The sequence below is a fragment of the Filibacter tadaridae genome (assembly GCF_900609045.1).
Classification (GTDB): domain Bacteria; phylum Bacillota; class Bacilli; order Bacillales_A; family Planococcaceae; genus Sporosarcina; species Sporosarcina tadaridae.
Map to the genome: position 1 here is coordinate 278,975 of NZ_UXAV01000042.1, position 17,660 is coordinate 296,634.

The window sequence follows — 17,660 nt, forward strand, 5'->3', positions numbered from 1 at the left end:
ACAATTGGTTTTGGGGTAAGGGGAAGCTATGCGTTTTTCAGGCTTTTTTCCCTACTCAGTCCCCACTTTAGTATAATAGTGGATATTCGGCGAAGGGAGTAAAGTCACAAATGTTCCTTTTTTTATACCAAATATGTTTTATATGTATACCGACTTATTATTTCTTTTGTCATGCCCGGTTAGTACGTCACCAACCAATTCGAGAGTGAGATTTTGCAGGTGTTTCTTTCCACTTAATTTTGTTCAGTAACATCTTCAGTCCCCCTTCCAATACAGTTTGGAAACAAACACAATTAAAAACGCTCAGTCCTATGACTGAGCGTTAATTTATGTAATATGAACTTTTATGTTTAATACAAAAAGTAGTCATTTTGTTTCCTCGTGACAACCCAAACTCTTTATTAACTACATAATAGTTTTGAAGAAACATGATGAACCAAGAATCTAACAAAATAAAAAGAGGTGTGGAATCAACAAAGCCATTGTTGGTCCCACACTTCTTTTTTAGTAACTGGCAATCTTTATGTCAATGCCAAATGTGCTGTGAAATAATCCTTTCATTTTTAAAGGATATTAAAAAGAAGTCCTAACTACTAACATAATTCTGGAAGCTGACTGTTTAAAAGATATTTCGTTCTTTTTTTGCTTAATAGATATGTGATAAATAGCGTACGCCGCCCTCTTGAGCTGAATAATATTCTTGTGGAACATTTAATCTATTAGTCGTATGATAGCTAACAAGAACCTGGCCAGATGTTTTCTTTGTCACAATAGCTGCATGTTCCATAACCCCATCAGTAATTGGTAACCCAAATTTATTTCTAGCATCATAATGATATATATCTCCAAGTTGGGCATTACTATACGTATTCGGCATAGTTTTCATTAGGATGCCCCCTGTTTGAAGCAAATATTTTCTAAATTCGTCTGCATGTATCCATGAGTATCCATATTTCCACACACCATCACTACCTTTACGCATAAACCAGTCACCCATCATAGGTATATCGCCAGCGTGCAGTGATTGTAAGACAAAGTTAGTGCAGTCCCCCGCTGATGCGAAATATGGATATCGTGTATTTGGGTTTAAAGCATGAGTAGTTGCATAGTAAACTGATTTACTTCTGTTGTAAGTATAACTTGCGGCTGCTGAATAAACAGCTTTTTGGACGCTTGATGTTTTTAATGCAGATTGCTGTCCTTCTTCCGTCTGCTCCGGTGTTACAGACTCCGGTTCTTTATTTTTTTCCTTTTTGTAGTTCTCTAAAAATTCATCCGCGCTGATCTCAGAATCCTTCTCTGAAGAAATAGATAATAGTTGAACTTCCTTTTCAATATTACTAACTGGAGCATTATCAACAGAATCTGATTCAATCGGTGAACTGCTTATTTTTGCTGTTTCCTGAGCCATCTTTTTAGAACTTTTGTTAATCTGTAGTTTTATAAAATCTCCAAATCCTGTCTCTGTCCCATCTTCAAAATACTGAAACTTTCGCACAACATAAGCTTCAACAAACAGTTGGTTTTCCTTGTTCTTGTATACCTTTACGTCTGAAACTTCATAGTTAAAGTCTAATAATGGCCTGTTATCCACTTCAGTCATAGCTCGATAAAAAAGGACTGTTTCATCTGTTTCAGTTAACTTAGTAATCTCTTTATTCCGCAATGGATTTTTGCTTTCAAAATCCTTTTCTTGCTGTTTCAGCATCCTGTCGAGAACGTTTTCTCCAATGCTGCTGGGAAGGAGTTCTTCTTCAGGGTTAACTGATTCGGCAGCATTTGCGGTACCAATCCCTGCGGATACCATAATCACAGACCCCAAAAATAAACTTACCACCCTTTGCCTAAACTTGAAATGCATTCCACTCCTCATATTATAGTTCGTTTCCTACTTTATCCTAATATACTACTTTTTTAAAGACTTTTTTTCAAAAAAATGATAATATAAAAGCACTGATTGTACAAACCCTTCTAAAAAATACTTTTAAAGGAGAGGGGATCTATTTTAACTAAATGTTTTTCTTTCAAAATTGATAATCTTTTACTTAATACATTGAGGTGAAAAAATGAAATTCAAAAAAATATTTTTGACTTTTTGTGTGACATTGTTAGTGATAGTACCCTTGTTTTCTGTGTTTTTTAGGGACGGTCTGATTTTGGATATGGCAGGCATTCATCTTGACAGTCCCTTATCCGAAAAAGTAACAGTGAAGGAAAACTATCTAAGGGTTGATAAAAATCAGAATAATATAGCTGATCCACTAGACATAGTGAATGCTGCAAGGGAAGAAGCAGGGAATCGAACACTATATAAGAGCATCTATTATGAAGGCGGCTATCCACCAGACAGCGAGGGTGTATGCACGGATGTCATTTGGAGGGGGATGGCGGGAGCGAATATCAACTTAAAAGATCTGATGGACCGGGATATTTACAATCATACATCTTTATATCCACGGGTAGAAAGAAATCCCGATCCCAATATTGATTTCAGACGGGTCCCCAATCAGAATGTCTTTTTTCAACGTTTCACGGAATCTCTAACGACCGAATTAATTCCGAATAATCCAGAGAATTTAGCAGAGTGGCAGCCGGGGGATATTGTTATTTATTTGGAAGGGACAGACCATGCAGGAATCGTTTCTGATAAACGGACAAAAGATGGAATACCTTATTTAATTCATAACACCCCTCCCTTTGCATCGGAAATTAAACTAACTTCTTATAAAAAACCAATTGTGGGCCATTATAGATGGAAATACTGATTTTTTAAAACCTCAATTGCTCTAAGAAAGTAATGAGAGAAAAGAGCGGAAGCCAAAAACTAGCTTGCCGCTCTAGCTTTAAAATTAGGTTTAATCAAAAACAAGTCAAAGATTATTGACTTGTTTTGCTTTGAAATAAAGTTTGAATAAATATTTATCATTATTCTTGTAACCGGGTTATAACTAGTTCAATTACCAAAATGTATTTATCAATTTCTTACAACAGGATAGATTTTTTTGTCAAATAGCAATTATTGTTTACGATAAATCATCTCAAACAAAGATGTGTCCGTACCCGACTTTTTTTTCATTCAACATCCTGTCAGTTTGTAATTAAGTTGGTATCTCCCCTTTCCCCTTCCACAAGCCCCTCAAACCCTTCTCCAACTTGCCTTCACGCCATTTCTCCCATCTAAACCTTACCTCTACTATGTAATTCAAGTTCTCCCCTGAAAACCACCCTTTCGGGTAAAGAATCGACAAAAAACAGAAAAAGTGAGAATGAAATATGGAATTAAGTTCTTCCGTAGTAAAGGTAAGGAATGAGGATAAGCAAGGTTGATCAGAGGCTTTTTCAGGCTCTTCTTCCCGCTTTTACTCATGCCTCCGACTTCTTCATTTTCTTGGCTTATAGGCATTCTTATGTTTTTACTTCTGCGTATAATCGTTGATTTATGATTACAGCCAATGGAATGTACCACCCCTGCCATCTTTTTTACCACCGAGTGACAGAGATTGTACCAGTGAGTGACAAAGCCCTTACCACTTCATACCTTTTGTCACGTCTGTTGATTAGCCAGTTTTATCCAATAAAAGTATAGAAAAAAGACACCCATTCTGATATGATGTAAAGCGACTAAACATACATCGGTATACAGGAAAGGTGTCCTCTATGAAACAGTTTAACATGATTTCAAAGCTTTTATCTACCCTAATTTCACCAGAAGAACTAACAGATATTGTTAAAAACATGGTTATGAAGATGTCGCACGTAAATTTCATGTTGAAGATCTTCTTGATTTCTTTGTGGCGGCTGCCCTTGAAAAATGGGCGGGCTTCCGGGATGGCACAGATGTAATGTCATCCATCGGTCTTTCACCCGCCAATTATTCGACCGTCAGTAAGAAGGCGGCCGACGTACCATATGAAATTTTCAAGGACCTTTTTCATCTACTGATTAGTAAATGTAACCGTGCAAAACGCCGAACAAAAGTAATAAAACAAGCTCTTCTCCTGGTGGATTCCACGACAATCACCGTTGGTAAGAACCGCTTACCATGGGCGCCTTTTCATGGTGAGCGATCCGGTATCAAACTGCATGTTGCCTTTACATCGGAAACTGGCATGCCACTTGAAGTGAAAGAAACCGGAGGATTGCAACATGATGGACCAGCTGGAGAATCCCTTGCGAATAAAGCATTTATTCTTATTCAAGACCGTGCATACGGCAAACATGCCTGGTTGGACCAGTTTAATGACCAGAATCAGTACTTCGTTATTCGTCTGCGTGACAATGTCGAACTGCATCAATCACGTTCACTTAAGCGATTCCAACAGCCGGATTCAAACGTACTAGGCGACGCGACGTGACGTGCCAGGTCGGAACGGAACAATCACGGACAAACCATCGTTATCGTGTCGTCACTTTTTACGATAACGATGGGCATGACATTCGTGTCGTTACGAATGTGATGAATGTAAGTGCTGAGGAAATCGCTGACATGTATAAAGCTAGATGGGCTATTGAGTCTTTTTTTCATTGGATTAAAGGCTATTTGAATCTGCCTATTCTATTTGGTAACTCGAAAAACGCAGTATTCACACAACCTTTCATCGCATTAAGCGTATTTGTGTTACTAAAGTGGTTTTTTGATCAGGTAAAAAAAGCAGTGAGAAAATCAATCTCTTTCTGTAGTTTCACACGCAGTTTCTTGGTGCAGACATTAGCTATAGAATGGAAAAGTGCTGTTGTCGATTTTCTGTGTCGTTTGAGGGAATATAGCGAAAAAGGATTACCTTTATTTGGTTAATCAACAGACGTGGTACTAAATAATAGTATTTTGTATTTTGTAATGAACTACTTAAATCAAATAAAGCACCAAAGGCAAAATATATAGCGATACCTGCAAATACAGTTATTATTGCACCACTACCTTCTAGCTTTTTTCTTTTTTTCTTGTAAAAGATAAACGTTGTTATAACAACAATTAAAAAGTATGATCCCCATATAATTAGTTTTGCTAATGCCTCTTTACTATCACTGACAGAAATCCTAAAGTTATCTAAGTTATCTTCATTGGAAGAATCCTCTTCAATAACAGATATATCTCCTTTGTAGCCAACCTTCCAAGAAAATGTATTTTGTTCTTTTGAAACGGTGTACTCATAGCCCATAGCTTTACCTTCACCAATAATTCCCGAGTATTCCTGTTTATCCTCTTCACTTTGGGAACAAGCCGTTAACATTAGGCCGAAACAAAAAAACATAAGCAGAACACATTTTTTCATTAGAATTCTCTCCCACTTTTCGGTAATTTCAACACTTAAGGTCCATATATTCAATTAAATTAAATGCCTTGTTAGTTCCAAAAGGATTAGCTACTTGGGATCAAACTATAAAAACAGGAATACAATCGCTCAACTGCATCACACCATTAGTTTGCGTAGTGTTTCAGTTCATTTGAGAAATATGTTTAATTTTACACAGGTTTAAATGTAAGCCCTATTTCTTTCATGATATCCTCATGGTTGTTTGGAAATTTGCTTGCATCAATCCCAGATTCAGATAACACCTGTCTAAGTTCAATCAGCAATTGCTTATCAACGGTTCTAAAAATATATTCACAACGCTTTTTATTATCTAACCTAAGTAAATACCATACCAACTGATTATACAAAAGTGGAAAGTCTTGTTTGATAGCATCTTTATTATCGAGAAATGATTGAACATAATCTTCAAAATGATACGCTTTATATTTGTTGAATTCTGAATACTTTTTGAGTTCTTTAATCGTTCTAAAGATTTGAGCTGACTCCAAATGCCAATTACCCAACCCCCCCGCAAAAATAAGTAGTGACCATTTCCGTACTTCATTATCCGGATGAGTAAAATATTGATAATAGTTATCGTAATGATCCTTGTTCCAATCGAAAGCTAGTTCTAAATCAAATTGAATTCCTTTTAAAATATGTTTCGCTTTATCAACTATCTTTTTCGACAATTAATATTCCTCACTTCATTTCATATCATTTCTTCTTCAACCATTCTGTCCGATTCCGGCATACTATTCCACTGCAAACGCGCCCGTTGTATTTTGCAAAAACGTAATACAGAGGATTGCAATTGCAACTACACAATGTTGCAACTTGACATGGAGCCTCTGCGGGCATGAGTACCAAGCCAAGAAGCCAGCTATATCAAGGGCTGGCTTTGCCTGCGAAGGCTATCATGCCCACCACTCCATGTAAAGTTGCAACGCCAAGTTTGGTTGCAATACTATGTACTTTCATTTTGCACTATACACCCGTTAGTAAAAAATCTTATATTTGTTATTTACTTCCCTTAGAAAAATCAAATTCCAATATATCGTCAAACCAATTGTCTACTGCTTCAATTTGTTTCAAACTAAGGAATAATGGTGTAATGAAATAAAACAAACTGATTAGAGCAATAGGAGCTAAGATTAAAATATCAATAATGTCTATTCCATCAAGACTAAGACCATAAATCAAAGACAATCCTAATAATAAAACCAATATTCCTTTCTTAAACATATTCTTCATAATATCCCTCCTTTATGTAATTTCGTCATAAATATTCATATTCTTTGTTAAACTATCCTGCCCCGTTAGTTTAAGTGTAATCCTTCACAATCTGGATTGCTTTATAAATAAATATGTGTTTACTTTACTCAACAATCTGGCCCGATTGCAGAACGGACGCAAATCGCTTCTTACACAATCGCACCCGTTAGACGCACAAAGTGGCAATGGAGTGATTGAGATAATCTGGTATATGGCCTTCTTTGATAACTGCTATTTCCTTAAAAGTTACGCCTTTTTCTAAAAGAGATTGAACAACCTCCCAACCAACGAAGTAAGCTTCTCTTTCATGGTTGGTTGTCCCATTTCCAAATGTGAATTTAGTTACTATTTCCGATGAAGATTCATTTAGAAATGGAGTGATGCCTGTAAAGATTTCTGATCTGTGTTTCTTGCAAGATTGAAACCATCCCTTTTTATGTTCAATATACAATTCATCTGGTTCTCCAGGAACTACAAATTTACTTACCTGAGTAGCTAAACCTTCTTGTAGTATAGTGGAAGCTATCGTTCGTTCCCACTCACCAGTCAGTTGTGCAGTTTGAGAATGAACGATGTGTGTAAGTTCATGTACAAGGTAAATATCAGAATCACCATTTTCGATCGGAAGGCATAGAGCTAATCTTTCTTTGTCAAAAGGAGCAACGAAAGGATTATTTTCAAATCCTCCAACAAAATAAATAACAACAAAATTAATGGGTTGATCGCATCCCAGTAACGCCTTTACTTTTGTAAGATATGTTTGTATTTTCCCCTCATCCGGCGTCCATTTCTCAATAACTGACAAGTTTTGTTCATATTTATCCCAAGCGTCATTTAATAACTTCTTTGCCACCGTCTGTCCCTCCTCACCCGGAGGAACTGCGGCAAAGTTATACAACTCTTTCCACATCGTCCATCTCGCATCTTCCTCAATACCATCCTTGTTTGCTAGTTTATAAAAGTTCAAAAACTTAGGTACCAAATCCATTACTTCTACATTATCCAAAAAAACATCTCCCTTTTTTCTTGGCTTTGTTAAACAATATTGTTGTTAATTAATAAAGAAAAGAACCTATTTGGTCCTTTTTACAGTTTCCTTGTTCAACTAATTGGCCCGATTGTTTTAGAAAGGCGCAAATTGGCTTTACGACAAACGTGCCTGATTGCTGAAGACCGTTCTGCACATCTATGCATTCTGAATAACGAAGAAACAATCCTATTTTGCGTAGTTTTCCTTCACTAAATCTAAAATAGAAGCTTTGCATAACGAAATTAATTCAATTAAGCCATATCCATTCACCACAACTAGAACGTCTCATCCAATTTCTGAATCTTCGAGTGGGAAATTAAATATACATTGCCAAAAATGTCGATTTTGTCTCCCTTTATACGTACAGCGCAATCTTTGTTCGACGCATAAATATTCATTTCTTCCGATAAGGGAGACAGTTCGCCTTGAACCAGCGCAATGTTATTTTCAAGATCAAAATGAGACAGGACGGAAAAATCGTCAAGGCCGATTCCGTCGTAAACAGAGCTTGTTTCAACTTTATATCCAAAGTTTTTCGAGCATAACCATTTAGCGGACATGTTGATCGCACCAGCGCTTGCTCCCATCACAACGGCTCTGCTTTTTTTAATCAAATCCGATAATTCATACTCCATCAAAAAACCATTTTGTTTAAGAGTATTTCCACCCAACAAGAAAATGACTGAAGCATTTTGAATTAACGTTTGGGCATCTTCCTTCTGTACGCGATAATTAATTAAATGATATTCATCAAACATAATGCCGGCCTGGTCAAGCCACGAGCGTTCAGTAGCACCATCATCTTCATAAAAAAATGGATTCGAGCTAATCATAGCAAGCGATTTTCTATCAGTTATATCCTCCTGTAACAACCTGCCCAGATTCTCTGGAAAAAAATTGCCAAACCAACCTAAATAATAGTGAGTTTTCATAAGTACCCCCGTAGCAAAGTGTAAATAACATTAATTTCCTGCGTTACTCATTCTGTTTTCTTGTCACCAACACAATACTCTCAATCTGGCCCGATTAATGAACAGGCGCAGATCCTTGCTTCAGAAACGCGCCCGATTCTTGAAGACTTGATTTCGAGTTACGTTGGTACACTTTCAGATAAATTCCAATCGAACCACCTTGCATGTCCATCTGTTTCACCGACTGTATTTTTCTTTATTATCCCGTTTATAATTGAATCCACATGAAGCTTTCTGTCATCAATATTATTATAAATGTGGAAGACGTCTCTATAGCTTCCTATTTCATTGACCTTTTTAATTAATTCACTCTTCACATCGCTTGGCATTTGATTAGCTACATGAGTATGGAAGATACAAATTGTCGTATCATCAGGAACATCCTTTACTACTTTCGAAAGTAAAGCTACTCCATCACCTTCTATTAGGTTAGGAGGATTTAATCTCAATTGCTTAACTGCACCTTCAAAGTTTTCAAATCTCTCTTTATGTTCTGGCCATATAAGTGCTTTTAACCATAAGTAGTCTTCTTCATTGGTAAGATCGCTAATGTGCAGATCTATGCCCAATCTAACATTTACTTGAGGGTTTGAGGACAATAAATTATGAGGTATATCTCCTCCACGTACTTTAGATGTCAGGTGTACGAAAGACTCGTGATTCCCATAGATTTGATTACTCTCATATGAGTAAGAATAATGGTCCCACAGTAACTGTAACCCCGCACTTGTACCAATCTCTATAAGCGAGAGTGGCCTATTGGTTTGTTGGTATATGAAACAAAATATCGGATATAGATATGCACAACGCCGAACTTCATTTGTTTGAACAAGCTTGTTTTCCAGGATAAACTTTATTTTCTCAACGTTTGTAATACAAAAATCTTTAAATAATGGAAAAGGGTTATTTCCCCTCTTCACTTCATTCACTCGGATAAAATTCTTTCAGCTCATGATCTGTACCTTGGAGTAGTAAATAATGAACAGCTCCAAAGAGAAGATTTGGTATAGGTTGACCTTCCTTGGCATGCAGGCATAGATTCAATAAATCATTATCCTTTGCAATCTGTAATGACAAGGTTTTATAAAGCTCGCTTGAACCTTCACATTCCAAAACGGCAAAATTCTCAAACCTTTCAGCTACCCATTTTATATTCATATCATTCTCCCCCTTTTTTGCTAGCGAGACCATTTTTGTGTAACCTATTTTTCATTCCATTCTTCCGCCAAAACCCCATATACAACATGGTCTACATAATGGTCATATAACCACTCTGCTTGTCTAATACATCCTTCGTTTACAAAGTTCAATCTCTCGGGGATACCCCTGCTTTTCTTATTGCCAACAGCAGCTCTGATCTCAACCTTATTTAAGCCCAACTCATCAAAAGCATAATCGGTCAATGTTTTAGCCACCGCAGTCATTATTCCATTTCCTTGAAATCCTTCACCAAGCCAATAACCAATATATGCAGTCTTATTTGACCAATTAACGTTATTGTAGCCTGCAACTCCAACAATTTCTCCTTTAAACAAAATAACTGAATTCAAGCTCTTATTTTCAGCAAAGCCTTTTAAGCATCCTTTGATAAACTCTGTGGTATCTTCGAGTTTTGTTGTAAAATCCAACCAAGGTAGCCATTCTCTTAAATGGCCTCTTGACTTATCTGTTAATTCAAATACTCTTTCGCTATCTCTTAATTCTATTAATTTTAACGATAAGTCATCGTTTATCTTATGTATGAACAACCTGACCCCTCCAATTGGTTTATTCCGTATCCTATCACACGTAGCTTAAGCGTCTACAGAAATCTAATTTTTGCAACAATCTGTCCCAATTCTCAAATAAGATAAATCGGGAGGTTTCAAAAGAAACTCTCCCGATCATTTGTACGTATCAATTCATTCGTTTTTTGGTAGTACTCTCTAATTCAACTTAGCAAACGATACTAGAGAACCCTTATCGCAAGACTCGAAACCATTCTTTTCGTAAAAATGTCTTACATCGGGGGCTTCTTCGGTCAATAAAACTTTTTGACGAACATCTTTATATTTCTTCAGAATCTGTTGTATCAGCTGAGTAGCAATTCCTTGATTTTGATAAGAACTTAACACAAGAACGTCTTGAATATAGATAATTGTTAATCCATCGCCAACAACCCGAATTAACCCAACTAATTCTTCATCATTCCAAACAGATATAACTTCTAATGACTGTTCTATTGCCTGTCGAAGACCTTCTAAATCTTGTGTATAGGCATACCATTCTACGTCATTATATAATCTTTCTAATTGTTCCCTATTTATCTTTTTACTGTTATTAAAATTTATCATCATTCACTTTTCCTCCTCAAAATAGTTTATTTTGAAGAGCTGATCCATAATTTAACCACTGTCTTATGCCTCCCTTAAAACTTTTTGTTGTGATATATTGCTATTCCAACATTATTCATCTATTTCCACTTGCCTCCAGAAAACGATCTATTGTTCGTTACCTTTTAGTATATCACGATGTTTTCTGAATTTTAAGCTGTTTTCCCAATTTCATTTAAAGTTTTTTCCACAACCTGGTCCGATTGATGCAATACTGGCGCTAATTCTCGTTAGGGAAAAGCGTCTTTTTCCGGAAAATTAATCCGCGCGGCGACTAAATGTATTTGATATAGTTTTTTTCTTAGCCCTTATTTTCTTGATAATAATAGATTTTTTTAGATTTATCCAAAACGACAAGACTTATGATAAATCCCAAGGTGAGAAAAGTAAAAGAACCTATAGTATATACAAACCGAATCCCATATAACTCTGCGAAAACGCCAATTATTGTTGTAAACATTATTATTAGCAACGCCTCCAATACGCCAAGAACACTTGAAAATCTCCCCATGATATTTACTGGCACATTATTTTGGTAAAAAGTAAAAAATCCAGTATTTGCAAATGACAAGGCAAATGTCAATGTGAAAAAACCTACAGATGCCCATATAAAGTTCTGGGAAAATGCAAAGATCAAATAACCAAAAGGTGTAAAGATTGCTCCAAAACCAATCAGGATATTTGTTTTCAAACGACTGGCGAATAAAGCATTTGTCAATGAGCCTATTATAATTCCTATTCCGGCAACACTGACGAGAAATCCGTAAGTGCTTTCGGATAAAGAAAGCACCCTTGTTGCAAATGCAGCTTCTAAAGAGTCTAACCCAGTCATAAATACAGTAATTCCGCTAAAGAGTACATAAACCAATGCAATATGCATATTTGATTTACTAAAGCTGAGAATTTTGATCCAATCATTTCTGATCACTTTAAGGCTCACTTTTTCAGAAATAACAATTTCCCCTCTCAAGTCCAAATTGGGAAGTAAAAAGATTATTATTGCCGACATGCATAATGCCAGGGAATTTAATTGAATGGCTAGATAAGGAGAGCCAATAATAAACAGAAAACCTGCAATTGAAGGTCCTAGTATAAAGCCACTTGAATTAATGAAATTTCTAAGTGCATTAAATCTTTGTCGATTTGTCTTAGGTATGAGCTTCGTCATATAAACCATAGATGTGGGCCCGAAAATTGAACTTGCAATATTAATGATAAATACCCATAAATAAATTGAAATCAGTGAATCCATAAATGGAAGTAAAAATATAAAAAACGCTCTGATTAAGTCAAGGAAAATCATTAAATTCCTTTTATTTAACCTGTCGATAAAACTTCCAGACCAAAAATTTGTACATAAAGTAGCGACTGGTATAAGGATATAAAGAACGGATACTGCGAATGATGATTCTGTCATATCCAAAACAATCAGGTTAAGCGCAATCAAATAAATCCAGGCACCCAGATTTGATACACCAATACCTAACAGAAGTAATAAAGGGTTTTTCCATTTAATAGACTTCGACATCGCAGCCACTCCTAAATTCATTATTTGTAGACATCAAAAAGGAATCCCGCCCCCAAGTCATTAGACTTGAGGACGAGACTCCCTGAATTTAGAAGTTCGCGGTGCCACCCCAGTTTGTTCCTGTGTCGCCACAAAAACCTTTTCAAGTACGCCTACAGAATATAGTGTAGGATATACTCTATCTCTATAACGGGAGAAACCGGCATATAATCAATCTCATGAAGACATTATCCTATGCGCAGCTCCAAGGCTTGGTTCTATGTGCTTCTACATCCTCCTTCGCAGCTAACGGAGTTCTCTGTCATGCTTAAGCACATATACTTGTCTCTTCATCGCTTTTTAATGTAAATATATGCTACCACAATTCAATAAAATTTAGAATAGGGAAAAATCTATAGAGTTTTAGTCAAAGTGCAATTCACAAACGCTGTTTATATCAATCTGGTCCAATTCATTAAGAAGAGCATATTTCTTGCTTCAGAAATGTGCCAGTTAGCTAAGCAAGTCGATTATAATCTTCTTTTATTAAACCAAATACATAATGGTCAACGTATCTGTCATATAAAAATTCGGAACTCCTAGTACAACCTTCTTTTTGAAAACCAAGTCTTTCAGGGATAGCTTGGCTTTTGTGGTTTTCTGTCGCTGTACGGATTTCAATTCTTTTTAATCCTAGTTCATTAAAACAATAATCAATAATAGCTTTACAAGCAGTGGTCATTAAGCCTTTACCCCGGAATCCTTCACCTAACCAATATCCTATTGAAGTCGATTTATTAGCCCAGTTTATACCATGTAAGCCGATAACACCTGCTAATTCCCCTCTGTACCAAATACCAGCTTGAAAACCGTTATTATCATCAAATTGCTTTAATGTACCTTCAATAAATTCTATTGAATCGCTAACCTTTTTTGTGAAACCAACCCACGGCAACCATTCCCTAAGATGAATCCTTGATTTATCAGTTAAAAAAATAGATTTTCAGCATGCCTTGGTTCTAACAAACGTAATTCAGATTCGTCATTTAGCTTAAAGTAAAACATAATCTCTCTCCCTTTATTTCGACATAATACCAAAGCTGTGTTGTTCTGTAATCTGTCTCGAGGAACCTGAAAGGGACGCAATACTTCTTCCGTTAGTGCGCCCGTTTGCGGATATCATAGTACTCGTCTAGTTCAACTAACACCCATAGGTTGATTAAATAACAATACCGTTATAACTAATTTCCACTGGACTTAAAATTCCACATAAAATGGTTGTTTGCTGCTATCAAGACAGTACTCTATTCTTTTTCTAAAATTATCAATAGTTATCATTTTCAAAGCCTGCTCAATAGGGAAAAAACCCACTTCTAAACTTTCTGGTGAAGTTGTTAATTTGCCACCAATTGGCTCAGCTAAAAAGAGAGTATTACAAATTGACTTATTCACATTTTGAAATACCCCACAGAATTTAAGAACTTCAATATCAATACCTGACTCCTCTTTAGTTTCCCTTATTGCAGCGTCTTTCAGAGACTCACCTTCCTCAACTATTCCACCTGGCATTTCCCAACCTCTCATAGGACCTTTAATTAGCAAAAGTTCCTTTTGGTCGTTGAGTACAATAGTTGCAGCAGAAACAAAGTGTTTAGAAGGTGTGTAAATATGTGATGTGTTTTGTCCCAAAGTCATTGCCCCCTTTTTTATGTAAAGCTTACTCCATTATATGGCCCGATTCAGGCACAGTGCATCTTCTACAACTGCGCCCGATTATGGCATTGTTAAGGTGCAACAAGTTCCACCTTTATTCTGTCTGGATCCTCAAAGTAAACAGCATAATGGTTATCTCCTCCAGCGAATGGATGCTGCCTTGTATAGAGTAGAGTAATTCCTTTACTTTTCAATTCATCAGTCATATTATCGACTTGTTCACGGGAATCAGCTTGAAATGCTAAATGATTTAAACCGACTCGAGACCTATGATACGGAACATCAAGAAATCTTTCTTCAGTTTGTACAAAGACGATATAGGTATCCCCCAATTTCCAACTTTGCCCTCTTTCCCATTTCTGAAAAACATTATATCCGAGTTCTTCAAGCAACCATCCCCAAAACTTAGCTGACCTTTTTAAATCTGAAACGTATATTTCTATATGATGTAGTAATCCCTTACCCAAAGAATAATCCCCCTTTGTATTCCATCCTAAAAAGCACATTCTTCAACAAATTGGCCCGATTCTGGCCCAACTTTTATTCAGCTAAAGCGCACGTTAATTTAAGAAACGTTTACCGCAGTAACCAGTTCTAACAACTCATCAAGGGTTCCATAACACTTTTCAACTTCTGCAAGATGGTAAAATGTACTTGTTGTTTCAAAATTTTTTACTTCTTCATTTGGCGAATAAAGAAAGGTCCTTTTCCCCTGACCCAATGCAATCCCTAATTCAATATGAGTACCTTTTCCTCCCGGTAATAAAATCACAATGAAATCAGATTCCAATACCGCATTCTTCTCTTTTTCACCTATATCTCTTAGGTCTTCAACTGTAAATGTTTGTTCTCTTTTTGCTTTTGCGTTTTGCGTCCAGTCATAGGTTTGAATATAACCTTTATTCTTTAAGTGATCCGCAACGTATCGAACAGATTCCAGGTTTCTAAAACTCGATGCTACATAAAATTTCTCCAATTTGAAGGTCACTCCCTTTTCACCTATTAAGCTATATATATTCAAATATCATTACAAGTTCTTCTGCAAAATGGCCCTATTGCTTAATCTTGAATTTATACTTCTTGAATCATTTCCATTCTGTTCCCAAAGGGGTCTCTGAATTCAAATCGTTCAAAACCTGGGATTGGAACTCCTTCAATGACTTGAATATCATTTTGCTCTAACACACTTCTCCAGTGTGAAATGTCATTTACCAGATAAGCTAAATGTGCTTTTGTTGTTAGTCTATCAAAACCATCTTCTGTGCCTACGTGAACGTCCCTATCTCCAACTTTCAACCAAAACCCTCCACGTCCTTTAAGCGAATCTGGCTTTTCTATTTCTCCTAATCCTAATACATTACAGTAAAATTTCTTACCTTCCTCTTCTGCACCCTTCGGAATAGTAATCTGCGCATGATGCAATCCAAGAACCATGTAAATCTCCCCCTATTTTTTAATAGCTTTACCATAATGTTTAAAAAATCTCCCTAACAAAATCATCCGATTACTGAACAGTCACAGTTCCTGGCTTCAGAAGTACGCCCGATTGCTGAAAGCTTTTTTAATCTATAAATCTTGAGATAAACGAACCATATCCCTACACTGAATACCGTTTTCAAAGATTTCCTCGGAATAATGCCTAACGAAAAAGTCCATATCCACGCCAATTATTCTAAATCCACATTTTTGGTAGAGAGCCAGTTGTCCTACGCTTGAATTCCCAGTTCCAATTTCAATTGTTTTGAAACCTTTTGTCTTAGCTACCCTTATTGCATCCAACACCAACCGTTTGCCTATACCTTTACCATGTTGATCTTCGACGACCGCAACAGTCACAAGCTCCACTGTCTCAGGTCTTGTCGGAAGTAATACATAGACTCCAATAGTCTGCTGTTCGATTTCAGCTATAAAACATTCGCCCCTACTGACATACTCTTCAACAATTTCTCTTGAAGGATCAGCCAATAACAACAATTCCAATGGAAGTTTTTCGTCTTCATTAAGTTTCCTAATATCCATTTTCATCTCTTTAAATCCCTTCCAGTTTTCTTATATGTTGCTTCACAATCTGGTCCGATCAAGCAAAAATGGGCGCAATGCTTATTCTGGGAAGGCACCCGATTGCTTAAGACGCTTAACTAACGCCATCCATTAATTTGAATAGTCTTGCTTTAACAATGAATACATATATAAATCATCAAACTTACCGCAAGTAAACTCATAACTTCTCAAAAGTCCCTCTCTTATAAACCCCTGTCTTTCAACTAATTTTTGTGAAGGTATATTGGGTGGTTCTATTAGTGCTTCAATCCGTTGTAAATTCATCTGTTCAAATCCATAACTAATAACAGCCTCAAAAGCCTCATTTGCAATTCTTTCTCCCCAGTGTTCTTTACTTAACTCAATCCCGACTGCGGCACGATAATGCTGTGAAGCACAATCAAGAAAACCGCAACTACCGATGATCTTTCCTTGGCCCTTTAAAGAAATTCCCCATCTTATTCCTGTTCCTTTCTCAAATATTGACTTATACCAAGAAATCTCATCCAATGCATCGTTAATAGACTTAAATGGTTCTAATCCATAGTATTTCATTACGTCCTCATCAGACAGATACGTTAGAAGATTGCCCGCATCCTCCTGGGTTACTTGCCTTAAAATCAATCGTTCAGTTTCAAGTATGGGAAACACGGCTATCTTTGTCACAATAAATCTCCCCTAATTATTATTTACCTTTAGATACTGTTGTTCAGCTAAATGGCCCGATTGAAGCACAAACTTTATTCCGTTAAAGCACCCGTTAGTGAAAATACGTATCCATCAGGAACGCTCCGTTATTAAGCAATGGTTATTAATTCAGGTTCAACGAATTCTATTACAAGTTTTGGTAATGGTATAAACACCAATTCGTGATGATATTCGGTAATAAAGAGTTACTTCGGTTGGAGTGTTTTCTATTTAAAGCGCCATCATATGTCGGTTGTTAATATTAATTTTTCTGTTTGTCCCCCCCACATTATTTCCACTTCAATTTCATCATCCTTTTGTATGATTTCGCAGTTTCCACAAGTTACATCTTTAAATTTAAAAGCTCCATATTTCAATGTGCTTTCTTCTCCGCTACTTCCTTGTCCTTTATTGTTATATTCGATTTTATAGTCTATCGTTTCCGGAGCTTTGTTATCTCCTATATACTTGATTTTCCCAGCCGTTTGTTGCTCAACTTCGTTTGTAACTACTACTTCATAAAGAATATCCCAGTTATCTCCACTTCCTGAAAAACTATAACTGTTCCCATCCACACAGCCACTCATTAAAAACACTAAAGTAACCAATAGTAGAATCTGTCTCAACTCAATCCCTCCGACGGTTTTTAATATTCACACTATTGTCCATGCGTAAGTTTGACGATATCGGTTGGTGAAGGTTTCAAATTATAACATAATTTTATTGAACTAAACTGCCCTTCGGTTGAACAACAATAAGGCTATCTACTGA

18 protein-coding genes and 2 pseudogenes are annotated in these 17,660 nt (G+C 36.4%); 2 read left to right on the top strand and 18 right to left on the bottom strand.

The window, feature by feature from the left end; genetic code table 11:
- Positions 1 to 646: 646 nt before the first annotated feature.
- Positions 647 to 1,807: an amidase domain-containing protein gene (locus FILTAD_RS10755; protein ID WP_203229695.1), complete on the bottom strand. Its 1,161-nt coding sequence runs from the start codon at positions 1,805 to 1,807 to the stop codon at positions 647 to 649.
- Positions 1,808 to 2,162: 355 nt separating this feature from the next.
- On the opposite strand from FILTAD_RS10755, the gene FILTAD_RS10760 reads away from it, so the two are divergent.
- Together FILTAD_RS10760 and FILTAD_RS16245 are read left to right on the top strand one after the other, a co-directional pair.
- Positions 2,163 to 2,765 (top strand): DUF1287 domain-containing protein, encoded by a 603-nt coding sequence (locus FILTAD_RS10760; RefSeq protein WP_238988242.1) that lies wholly within the window; start codon positions 2,163 to 2,165, stop codon positions 2,763 to 2,765.
- An 892-nt stretch (positions 2,766 to 3,657) separates the two neighbouring features.
- Positions 3,658 to 4,795: pseudogene (locus tag FILTAD_RS16245) on the top strand (IS4 family transposase).
- Here the strand turns inward: FILTAD_RS16245 and FILTAD_RS10770 are convergent.
- From FILTAD_RS10770 to FILTAD_RS10850, 17 genes and pseudogenes are all read right to left on the bottom strand, one after another.
- Positions 4,713 to 5,273, bottom strand: a complete 561-nt coding sequence (locus FILTAD_RS10770) for a hypothetical protein (protein ID WP_124070775.1) — start codon at positions 5,271 to 5,273, stop codon at positions 4,713 to 4,715. The pseudogene FILTAD_RS16245 and the gene FILTAD_RS10770 overlap by 83 nt on opposite strands.
- A gap of 191 nt (positions 5,274 to 5,464) precedes the next feature.
- Complete coding sequence (locus tag FILTAD_RS10775; protein ID WP_124070776.1) at positions 5,465 to 5,986, bottom strand: hypothetical protein; 522 nt, start codon at positions 5,984 to 5,986, stop codon at positions 5,465 to 5,467.
- A gap of 328 nt (positions 5,987 to 6,314) precedes the next feature.
- Entirely contained in the window at positions 6,315 to 6,548 is a 234-nt protein-coding gene (locus FILTAD_RS10780) for a hypothetical protein (protein WP_124070777.1), read from the bottom strand.
- A gap of 187 nt (positions 6,549 to 6,735) precedes the next feature.
- A complete protein-coding gene (locus FILTAD_RS10785; RefSeq protein ID WP_124070778.1) occupies positions 6,736 to 7,575 on the bottom strand; it encodes a hypothetical protein in 840 nt (279 codons plus the stop codon).
- Positions 7,576 to 7,874: 299 nt separating this feature from the next.
- Positions 7,875 to 8,531 (bottom strand): Type 1 glutamine amidotransferase-like domain-containing protein, encoded by a 657-nt coding sequence (locus tag FILTAD_RS10790; protein WP_124070779.1) that lies wholly within the window; start codon positions 8,529 to 8,531, stop codon positions 7,875 to 7,877.
- 158 nt (positions 8,532 to 8,689) lie between these two features.
- Positions 8,690 to 9,728: pseudogene (locus tag FILTAD_RS10795) on the bottom strand (DUF2332 domain-containing protein).
- Positions 9,729 to 9,772: 44 nt separating this feature from the next.
- The gene (locus FILTAD_RS10800) at positions 9,773 to 10,318 is read right to left on the bottom strand and encodes a GNAT family N-acetyltransferase (RefSeq protein ID WP_124070780.1); all 546 of its coding nucleotides are present in this window, start codon (positions 10,316 to 10,318) and stop codon (positions 9,773 to 9,775) included.
- A 177-nt stretch (positions 10,319 to 10,495) separates the two neighbouring features.
- On the bottom strand, positions 10,496 to 10,906 hold the full coding sequence (locus tag FILTAD_RS10805) for a GNAT family N-acetyltransferase (protein WP_124070781.1): 411 nt from the start codon (positions 10,904 to 10,906) through the stop codon (positions 10,496 to 10,498).
- A 337-nt stretch (positions 10,907 to 11,243) separates the two neighbouring features.
- Positions 11,244 to 12,470 carry an MFS transporter gene (locus FILTAD_RS10810; RefSeq protein ID WP_238988227.1) on the bottom strand — a complete coding sequence of 409 codons (1,227 nt, stop codon included), beginning with the start codon at positions 12,468 to 12,470 and terminating at the stop codon, positions 11,244 to 11,246.
- Between the two features lie 496 nt (positions 12,471 to 12,966).
- On the bottom strand, positions 12,967 to 13,404 hold the full coding sequence (locus FILTAD_RS10815) for a GNAT family N-acetyltransferase (RefSeq protein WP_345788900.1): 438 nt from the start codon (positions 13,402 to 13,404) through the stop codon (positions 12,967 to 12,969).
- Positions 13,405 to 13,706: 302 nt separating this feature from the next.
- Positions 13,707 to 14,138, bottom strand: coding sequence for an NUDIX hydrolase (locus FILTAD_RS10820; RefSeq protein ID WP_203229696.1), 432 nt, complete (start codon positions 14,136 to 14,138; stop codon positions 13,707 to 13,709).
- Between the two features lie 95 nt (positions 14,139 to 14,233).
- Positions 14,234 to 14,629, bottom strand: coding sequence for a VOC family protein (locus FILTAD_RS10825; RefSeq protein ID WP_124070784.1), 396 nt, complete (start codon positions 14,627 to 14,629; stop codon positions 14,234 to 14,236).
- A gap of 98 nt (positions 14,630 to 14,727) precedes the next feature.
- Positions 14,728 to 15,138 (bottom strand): nucleoside 2-deoxyribosyltransferase, encoded by a 411-nt coding sequence (locus FILTAD_RS10830; protein WP_124070785.1) that lies wholly within the window; start codon positions 15,136 to 15,138, stop codon positions 14,728 to 14,730.
- A gap of 95 nt (positions 15,139 to 15,233) precedes the next feature.
- Positions 15,234 to 15,596, bottom strand: a complete 363-nt coding sequence (locus tag FILTAD_RS10835) for a VOC family protein (RefSeq protein ID WP_124070786.1) — start codon at positions 15,594 to 15,596, stop codon at positions 15,234 to 15,236.
- Between the two features lie 132 nt (positions 15,597 to 15,728).
- Complete coding sequence (locus tag FILTAD_RS10840) at positions 15,729 to 16,181, bottom strand: GNAT family N-acetyltransferase (protein WP_124070787.1); 453 nt, start codon at positions 16,179 to 16,181, stop codon at positions 15,729 to 15,731.
- A 132-nt stretch (positions 16,182 to 16,313) separates the two neighbouring features.
- Positions 16,314 to 16,859: a GNAT family N-acetyltransferase gene (locus FILTAD_RS10845; RefSeq protein WP_124071197.1), complete on the bottom strand. Its 546-nt coding sequence runs from the start codon at positions 16,857 to 16,859 to the stop codon at positions 16,314 to 16,316.
- Positions 16,860 to 17,131: 272 nt separating this feature from the next.
- A complete protein-coding gene (locus tag FILTAD_RS10850; protein WP_124070788.1) occupies positions 17,132 to 17,515 on the bottom strand; it encodes a hypothetical protein in 384 nt (127 codons plus the stop codon).
- Positions 17,516 to 17,660 lie beyond the last annotated feature (145 nt).

Bases quoted from the DNA above. Each gene is read 5' to 3' on its own strand.
- FILTAD_RS10755 (WP_203229695.1), bottom strand. From the start codon at position 1,807: ATGGTATCCGCAGGGATTGGTACCGCAAATGCTGCCGAATCAGTTAAC.
- FILTAD_RS10790 (WP_124070779.1), bottom strand. From the start codon at position 8,531: ATGAAAACTCACTATTATTTAGGTTGGTTTGGCAATTTTTTTCCAGAG.
- FILTAD_RS10840 (WP_124070787.1), bottom strand. From the start codon at position 16,181: ATGGATATTAGGAAACTTAATGAAGACGAAAAACTTCCATTGGAATTG.
- FILTAD_RS10780 (WP_124070777.1), bottom strand. From the start codon at position 6,548: ATGAAGAATATGTTTAAGAAAGGAATATTGGTTTTATTATTAGGATTG.
- FILTAD_RS10810 (WP_238988227.1), bottom strand. From the start codon at position 12,470: ATGTCGAAGTCTATTAAATGGAAAAACCCTTTATTACTTCTGTTAGGT.
- FILTAD_RS10835 (WP_124070786.1), bottom strand. From the start codon at position 15,596: ATGGTTCTTGGATTGCATCATGCGCAGATTACTATTCCGAAGGGTGCA.
- FILTAD_RS10760 (WP_238988242.1), top strand. From the start codon at position 2,163: ATGGCAGGCATTCATCTTGACAGTCCCTTATCCGAAAAAGTAACAGTG.
- FILTAD_RS10805 (WP_124070781.1), bottom strand. From the start codon at position 10,906: ATGATGATAAATTTTAATAACAGTAAAAAGATAAATAGGGAACAATTA.
- FILTAD_RS10770 (WP_124070775.1), bottom strand. From the start codon at position 5,273: ATGAAAAAATGTGTTCTGCTTATGTTTTTTTGTTTCGGCCTAATGTTA.